Here is a 7,074-nt window from a genome sequence, read left to right on the forward strand (position 1 = left end):
GACTAGCAGAGCGACAAGCAGCCACGGCGGTGAGCACAGGTCGATCTCATGGCAACCGGGGCCAGCCCGAAGGCAGTCGCAAGCCGATATGAATTCGCCCGTTGATCCGGCTTCCGATCCAGCATGCGAGCCATATAGTGATCAGGCCGGCGATCCAGTACAGGAGCAAGTATCCGACGCGTCTCATTTTGCGTTGCCGTCGGTCGCATGGTTAACGGGGTTTCCTGCGAGTCACGACAATTGCGCCGGCCATTGCGAAAACTAAAATCGATCCGCTCCATGTGACGAAAAATAGATTCGCAATCTCGGGGTTCGTGTCGAAGAGACTTCCCTTGCCACGCAGGACGAATGCTCCGTAAACGTAGAGCGTTCCCCAGCAGATCATTGTCGCGAGCGCTCCACCGACAAGTGCGCCTGCCACCACAGTCACGAGTTTCATTTGACGGGAAAAAACAAGATAGTTTTCGAATTTCGAAAATCCGACCAGATGCCCGGTAGGACTATATTCCATGAAATCCGCACGCCTGATCCGAAGCCGGTGAGTTTGCTCCCGTTCCAGAGGTCGACATGACCGCCGCTCAAGAATCAGAAGGCGGCCCAGTGTCGGTTTGCCCGGCATTGGCCGAACCCGCTTCTGCGAAAACGACTTCATCGCGATGCCGACCTTGTGCAGCGTCACACTCATCCGGATCGCACACTGGTTCTTGTACTGTCCGTTCGGATCGTCGTACGGGTTTCCGTGCGCGTAGTTGTTCCAGAGCTCGGAAAACGTCACCGACTTCAGTTCGACTTCTTTGTACGAGTTCTGTACAGGGGTCGTTTTGACGATTGTTTTTTCGTTCGGCATTACGCGTCTCCGTTCGATCTCGCGAGCGCTTCGTCACCCCAATAGACCGTGTACTCGTCCTTGTCGCTCGTATGGATGCGCGGCAGGCATCCGGTGCTGTCGAGCCTGCCTGCATGAACGCGCCCGTCCGATGTTTCGATGATGTAGGGATAATCCGGTGATGCGCCGTTTCCGACGGCGCGGACGCATTCGTCGTAGACACCTGCGGCTAAGGTCGTGACATTGCCTGCCCGATTCATGCCGGAAGTAACGACGCCTTCTGCTTCCGCCTGGTCGTCGCACCATGAATTGCCGGAGAGCAGCGCGACGATGCGCGGTGGTGTCGCGCATCGACATTGAACGATGTCGCCGTCCGCTGCCGTTTCGCCCATAAACTTGATGCGCTTCGGCCCGCCAGGCTTGGCGATCTGGCCAGTGCTTTCACACGCTTCGCAGAACGCGAGGCCGCCGATCAGCGCAACCTGATGGCCGGCGTCGCCAAACGTGAATAGTGGCCCTGCGTAGGCAAGAATGTGTCCGCCGGTTTCCAGCTTGTCGCCGACAACGGCGATGCGGCGCATCATGATTTCGCTCCTCGGTCCAGGTCACCGATATCTGCCGGTGATGCCGGGTGCCGCATGACGAGTTCACGCGCGTGTCATGCGAATCACGAGCACGGTGCTCGTTTCGGCAAGCGAAAGGATTCCATCGCTCCCAAGGGCGAGGTCGATTGGACAAGTATGAAATTCGAAGGTGAATGGCGCATCGCGCGAGTAATCCGCGCGTGTTCGCCGCTACCGCCGCCGATGCTCGACCGCGAACTTGATCAGTTCGGCCTGCCCTTCGATCTCCAGCTTGCGTTTCAGGTTGAGCCGGTGCGTCTCGACCGTGCGCACCGACAGCCCCGTCCGTTGCGCGATCTGCTTGCTCGACAGCCCTTCGGCCAGCGCGTCGAGGATGTCGCGCTCGCGCGGCGTCAGCCGGTCCAGCGGCGATGCCATCGCGCTGGCCTGGATCATCCGCGCGGCCAGCCCTTCGCTGAAGAACGTCTGCCCGGCCAGCACCGCGCCGATCGCGCGGACGATCTCGCTCGCCGGCGAGTCCTTCAGCAGGTAGCCGCTCGCGCCGGCGCGCACCGCCTGCGTCACGTACTCGATGTTGTCGTGCATCGACAGCATCAGCACGCGAATGCCCGGAAAGCGCTCGTGAAACACGCCCGCGAGCGTGATGCCGTTCATCCCGTTCATGCCGACGTCCATCAGCGCGAGATCGGGTTCGAGCGATGCGGCCAGCGCAAGCGCCTCGTCCGCGTTGCCGGCCTCGCCGACCACCGACAGGTCGGCCGCTTCGAGCCGCATCCGCAAGCCGTCGCGCACGAGCGGGTGATCGTCGACGAGCAGCAGTCGGGCGGCGGGCCGGGCGGTATCGGGGGCGCTCATGGGCAAAGGTCTCCGGTTATGGTGCGCATGCTCAGGCGGCGGCGCGCCGCAGCGGCACGCGCGCGGCGACGACGGTATGGCCGACCTGCGACGTGATCGTCAGCGTGCCGCCGAGCGCATCGAGGCGCTCGCGCATGTTGCGCAGGCCGATGCCGCGGCGCGCGTCGGCCTGCGAACGTTCGGCGTCGAAGCCGCAGCCGTTGTCGGCGATGGTCAGCGTGACGGATTGCGCGCCGACGTCGAGCGTGACGGCCGCGCGCGACGCCCGCGCATGATGCACGATGTTGCTCAGCGCTTCCTGCGCGATCCGGAACAGCGCGGTGTTGACGGCTTCGGGCAGCGGCCGCGTGCCGCCGTGCGCGACCTGCGTATAGCCGATGTCGATGCCGCTTTCCGCGCCCAGCTCGCGCACGAGTTGCTCGAGCGCGGCCGCGAGACCGAGATCGTCGAGCATCGACGGACGCAGCGCATGCGAGATGCGCCGGACTTCGCGCAGCGTGTCGCCGAGCCGCCCGACGCCCGACGCGAGCGCCTGCTCGGCTTCGGGCACGCGCGACGTGCCGCGCTCGAAGCGCGCGAGCGCGGATTCGAGCATCAGCTTCGCGGACACCATCATCTGGCTGATCCCGTCGTGCAGTTCGCGCGACAGCCGCGCGCGCTCCTGCTCCTGCGATTCGACGACGCGCTGCGCGAGCAGCTTGAGCTTCGCGTCGGCGCTGCGCGACTCGCTGACGTTCAGCACCAGCGCACACACGGCGATCGCCGCCGCGCCGGTGAGCGCGATCGCGGTGAGCCAGCTCATCGTGCGCTCGATGTTCGCGGACGCGCGCGCGTCGATGCGCTGCAGCGCGGTGTCGACGTCGTCGAGATAGATGCCGGTGCCGACCATCCAGCCCCAGCGCTCGAGCGCGACGACGTAGCCGAGCTTCGGCGCGACGCGGCCCGTCGACGGCCGCTGCCACGCGTAACGCACGTAGCCGCCGCCCCGCGAAGCGGCGCCGATCAGCTTCTGGATCGTCAGCGCGCCCTGCGGGTCGCGCATCGACCAGAAGTTGTGGCCGACGCGCTCGGGCTCGCGCGGATGCATCAACGAATTGCCGTGCAGGTCGTAGACGAAGAAATAGCCGTCGGGGCCGAAATCCATCTTCTGCAGCATCGCGAGCGCCTGCGTGCGCAGCAGCGCGTCGTCGCGCGCATTGCGGCCGCTCGCGTCGTAGAGCGGCATGATCGCGCTCGTCGCGAGCTCGACGTAGTGTTTCAGCTCGACTTCCTTGCTCGACAGGTACGCGGCCTGGATCGTCGTGTGCTGCGTGCGCGCGAGCGACGTCGCCTGCTGACGCACGCCGAAGCCGATGCCGGCGATCGCGAGCAGGAACGGCACGATGGCCAGAAGGAAGATCTTTGCCTTGAGTCTCATGGGGGTGCGAAGCGGCTGGCGTGGCGCGGCCGGCCGGGCGCATCGGTCGCGCGGTGGCGTATCGAGCCGGTATTGTCGGCGATTTTGCGGGCGGGGGCAGCGGCCCGGCGGTCGCCCCGCCGCTGCCCGTGCGCTCAGGCCCGCCGCGATGCGAGATTGGCGGGCGACGGGGCGGCCTGCACGGCGATACGGTTGCGCCCGCCTTCCTTCGCCCGATACAGCGCATCGTCGGCCCGTTTCAGCGCGGCCTGGATGTTGTCGTCGTGCTCGGGGTAGCTGGTCGTCACGCCGATGCTCACCGTCAGGCGGCCGACCGTACCCGCGTCGTGCCGGATGCCGAGATCGAGGATGCCCGTGCGGATGGTTTCGGCGATCGTCACCGCGCCGTCCGTGTCGATGTCCGGCAGCACCACGACGAATTCCTCGCCGCCGTAGCGCGCCGCATAGTCGGCCGGGCGACGCAGGCAGCCGGCGATGCAATGGCCGACCGCGGCGAGTGCGTCGTCGCCGGCCTGGTGGCCCTGCGTGTCGTTGTAGCGCTTGAAGTCGTCGACGTCGATGAACAGCAGCGACAGCGCATGTTGCGAGCGCGCGGCGCGGCGCCATTCGCGCCCGAGCGTGACGTCGAGCATCCGGCGGTTGTCGAGGCCCGTCAGGCCGTCGGTGCGCGCGAGCGCCTGCAGCTCGGTTTCCGCGCGATGGCGTTTGCGCAGTTGCTCGTCGAGCAGCAGCGACAGGCCGACGAAGCCGATCGCGAGGGCGACCATCGCGGAGCCGATCGGGATTGCGCGGTCGTACCACGCGGCGTAGGTGTCCGCTTCCGAGCGCGCGACCATGACGATGAGCGGCAGGTGCTCGAGGTGCCGGAATACGTACAGGCGCCGCACGCCGTCGATCGATGCGGTATCGGCGAAGCTGCCTTCGCTGGCGGTCATGAATTGCCGGAACGTGCTCGCGCGGCTGATGTCGCGGCCGACGATCTTGGGGTCGTACGGCTCGCGCGCGACCATCCTGCCATCCGTGTTGATCAGCGCGACCGAACCGCGATCGCCGAGCGACAGGCGCGAGAACAGGTTCTGGAAATATTCGAGCCGGATCGACATCACCGCGACGCCGCCGAACGATCCGTCGGGCCGCGTGATCCGCCGGCTGAGCGCGATGCTCGGCGAGCCGCCGCGCAGCCGCGAGTGATACGGGGGGCTCACGTACAGGCCGACGTCGGGGCTGTCGCGGTGCACGGTGAAGTACGGCTCGTTGCGGAAGTTGGCCTTGCGCGGCACGTCGCTCATGCCGTCGACCGCGATGTCGCCTTTCGCGTCGAGCACGTAGATGCCGCCGAGATACTTGGCCGTCGTCGATCGGTCGAACAGCACCTGGCGGCGCAGCGCCATCGGCAGCCGGGCCACCGCGGGGTCGTTCACGCCCTCGACGACGGCCTGCAGCGACAGCGAATAGATCTCGATGTTGCGTTCGATGTCCCACGACGCCATCAGCGCGAGGTTCTGCTGCATGCTGCGCGAGCGGTCGCGCGCGTCGATGCGGCCTTCGTACAGCACGATCCCGCACAGCAGCAGCAGGATCAGCGCGATCAGCAGCCCCGTATAGAAGATCAGGTGCGGCAGGAGGGACCGGCGCAGATGAGCGGCGACACGGCTCGTCACGCCGGATTCGCTGGGCATTGCGTAGTCGGTTTCTGCCATGGTCCGTGGATCGGGGGCATCGTCGCCGGGCGGCGGGCCGATGCGATTGTTCGTATGACTACCGGTGGCGACCCGGTGCGCGCCCTTCCCGTGCCTGCCTTCCGCTTGGCGGAGAAATCGGGCGCCGATTATCGACAATCGCGGCCCGAGAAACCGATAAACCAGTATTCACAGGTAACGTCTGCTGCAATTCGACCCTCTGACGAATCGCGACGCGAATTGAACGGAGTATAACGCGCGTGTTTGCGCGCGCGGAAAATGTTGCAACCCATTGATCGGGATCAAATTTCCGCGTAATCCCGGGCTTGCAAATGTCGGGCGGAGCGTTACCGCGCAAGGCTTTGCGGCAGCGCGGAAAAGTCGCGCGGCGCACGCCGGCGGACCCGCGCGGATTAACGTCGGATGCGTTCCGCACGCGAAAGCGCGCGATATGTACCGATTATCGGTTTCAACGGCCGGGTGCACGCGAATATGAAAACGGGCAGCCGCGCGGGCTGCCCGTTTCGCACGGTCGGCGTACAACCGGCACCCGGCATGCGGGCGAGCCGCATGCGCGGGGTCAGGCGCCGTGCTGTTGCGCCTTGAACGCGAGCCGGAACCGATGCAGCAGCGGCTCGGTATAGCCGCTCGGCTGCGACGTGCCTTGCAGCGCGAGCGCGCACGCGGCCTTGAACGCGGTCGACTGGTCGTAGCCGGGCGCCATCGGGCGATAGTTCGGATCGCCGGCGTTCTGCTGGTCGACGACACGGGCCATCCGCTTGAACACGTCGAGCACGAACGCCTCGGTGATCACGCCGTGGCGCAGCCAGTTCGCGATGTGCTGGCTCGAGATGCGCAGCGTCGCGCGATCTTCCATCAGGCCGACGTCGTGGATGTCCGGCACCTTCGAGCAGCCGACGCCCTGTTCGACCCAGCGCACGACATAGCCGAGAATGCCCTGCGCGTTGTTCTCGACCTCGCTCAGGATTTCGGCCTCGCTCCACGCGGCGTGCTCGACGACCGGCACGGTCAGCAGCCCTTCGAGCAGCGCGTCGCGCTCGCGCGCGTACGGCGTCTTTTCGAGTTCCTGCTGGACGGCTTGCACGTCGACGAGATGGTAGTGCAGCGCGTGCAGCGTCGCGGCGGTCGGCGACGGCACCCATGCGGTGTTCGCGCCGGCGCGCGGATGCGCGATCTTCTGCTCGAGCATCGCATGCATCAGGTCCGGCATCGCCCACATGCCCTTGCCGATCTGCGCGCGGCCGCGCAGGCCGGCCGACAGGCCCGCGAGCACGTTGTTGCGCTCGTACGACTGGATCCACGCCGACGATTTCATGTCGCCCTTGCGGATCATCGGGCCTGCTTCCATCGCGGTGTGCATCTCGTCGCCGGTGCGGTCGAGGAAGCCGGTGTTGATGAACGCGACGCGCGCGGCGGCAGCTGCGATGCACGCGGCGAGGTTCACGCTGGTGCGGCGTTCCTCGTCCATGATGCCCATCTTCAGCGTGTTGCGCGGCAGGCCGTAAAGATCCTCGATGCGCGCGAACAGCGTATCGGCGAACGCGACTTCGGCCGGGCCGTGCATCTTCGGCTTCACGATGTAGATCGAGCCCGTGCGCGAATTGCGCTTGGCCTTCAGGTCGTGCAGCGCGCACAGCGTCGTGACGACGCCGTCGAGGATCCCTTCCGGAATCTCGTTGCCGTCGCGATCGA

At 66.1% G+C, this 7,074-nt stretch carries 6 protein-coding genes; all 6 read right to left on the bottom strand.

The genetic code is table 11. The features are described from left to right. Positions 1–211 precede the first annotated feature (211 nt). Positions 212–847 (bottom strand): T6SS effector amidase Tae4 family protein, encoded by a 636-nt coding sequence (locus AC3IFE_RS30845; protein ID WP_489194032.1) that lies wholly within the window; start codon positions 845–847, stop codon positions 212–214. After that, entirely contained in the window at positions 847–1,410 is a 564-nt protein-coding gene (locus tag AC3IFE_RS30850) for a PAAR domain-containing protein (RefSeq protein WP_489194034.1), read from the bottom strand. Before AC3IFE_RS30850 ends, AC3IFE_RS30845 begins: the two co-directional genes overlap by 1 nt. Positions 1,411–1,620: 210 nt before the next feature. Then, positions 1,621–2,265, bottom strand: coding sequence for a response regulator (locus AC3IFE_RS30855; RefSeq protein WP_489194036.1), 645 nt, complete (start codon positions 2,263–2,265; stop codon positions 1,621–1,623). A 31-nt stretch (positions 2,266–2,296) separates the two neighbouring features. Beyond that, positions 2,297–3,682 (bottom strand): cache domain-containing protein, encoded by a 1,386-nt coding sequence (locus AC3IFE_RS30860; RefSeq protein ID WP_489194038.1) that lies wholly within the window; start codon positions 3,680–3,682, stop codon positions 2,297–2,299. 134 nt (positions 3,683–3,816) lie between these two features. Continuing rightward, positions 3,817–5,382 carry a sensor domain-containing diguanylate cyclase gene (locus AC3IFE_RS30865; RefSeq protein WP_089470889.1) on the bottom strand — a complete coding sequence of 522 codons (1,566 nt, stop codon included), beginning with the start codon at positions 5,380–5,382 and terminating at the stop codon, positions 3,817–3,819. A gap of 559 nt (positions 5,383–5,941) precedes the next feature. Next, positions 5,942–7,074 (bottom strand): malate synthase G (locus tag AC3IFE_RS30870; RefSeq protein ID WP_489194041.1); only part of this gene is annotated, 1,133 nt, incomplete at its 5' end.

The organism is Burkholderia sp. APQ4-4ca, assembly GCF_057837105.1.

Excerpts from the sequence above, each read along its gene's own strand:
- AC3IFE_RS30850 (WP_489194034.1), bottom strand. The coding sequence starts at position 1,410 with ATGATGCGCCGCATCGCCGTTGTCGGCGACAAGCTGGAAACCGGCGGA.
- AC3IFE_RS30855 (WP_489194036.1), bottom strand. The coding sequence starts at position 2,265 with ATGAGCGCCCCCGATACCGCCCGGCCCGCCGCCCGACTGCTGCTCGTC.
- AC3IFE_RS30845 (WP_489194032.1), bottom strand. The coding sequence starts at position 847 with ATGCCGAACGAAAAAACAATCGTCAAAACGACCCCTGTACAGAACTCG.
- AC3IFE_RS30865 (WP_089470889.1), bottom strand. The coding sequence starts at position 5,382 with ATGGCAGAAACCGACTACGCAATGCCCAGCGAATCCGGCGTGACGAGC.
- AC3IFE_RS30860 (WP_489194038.1), bottom strand. The coding sequence starts at position 3,682 with ATGAGACTCAAGGCAAAGATCTTCCTTCTGGCCATCGTGCCGTTCCTG.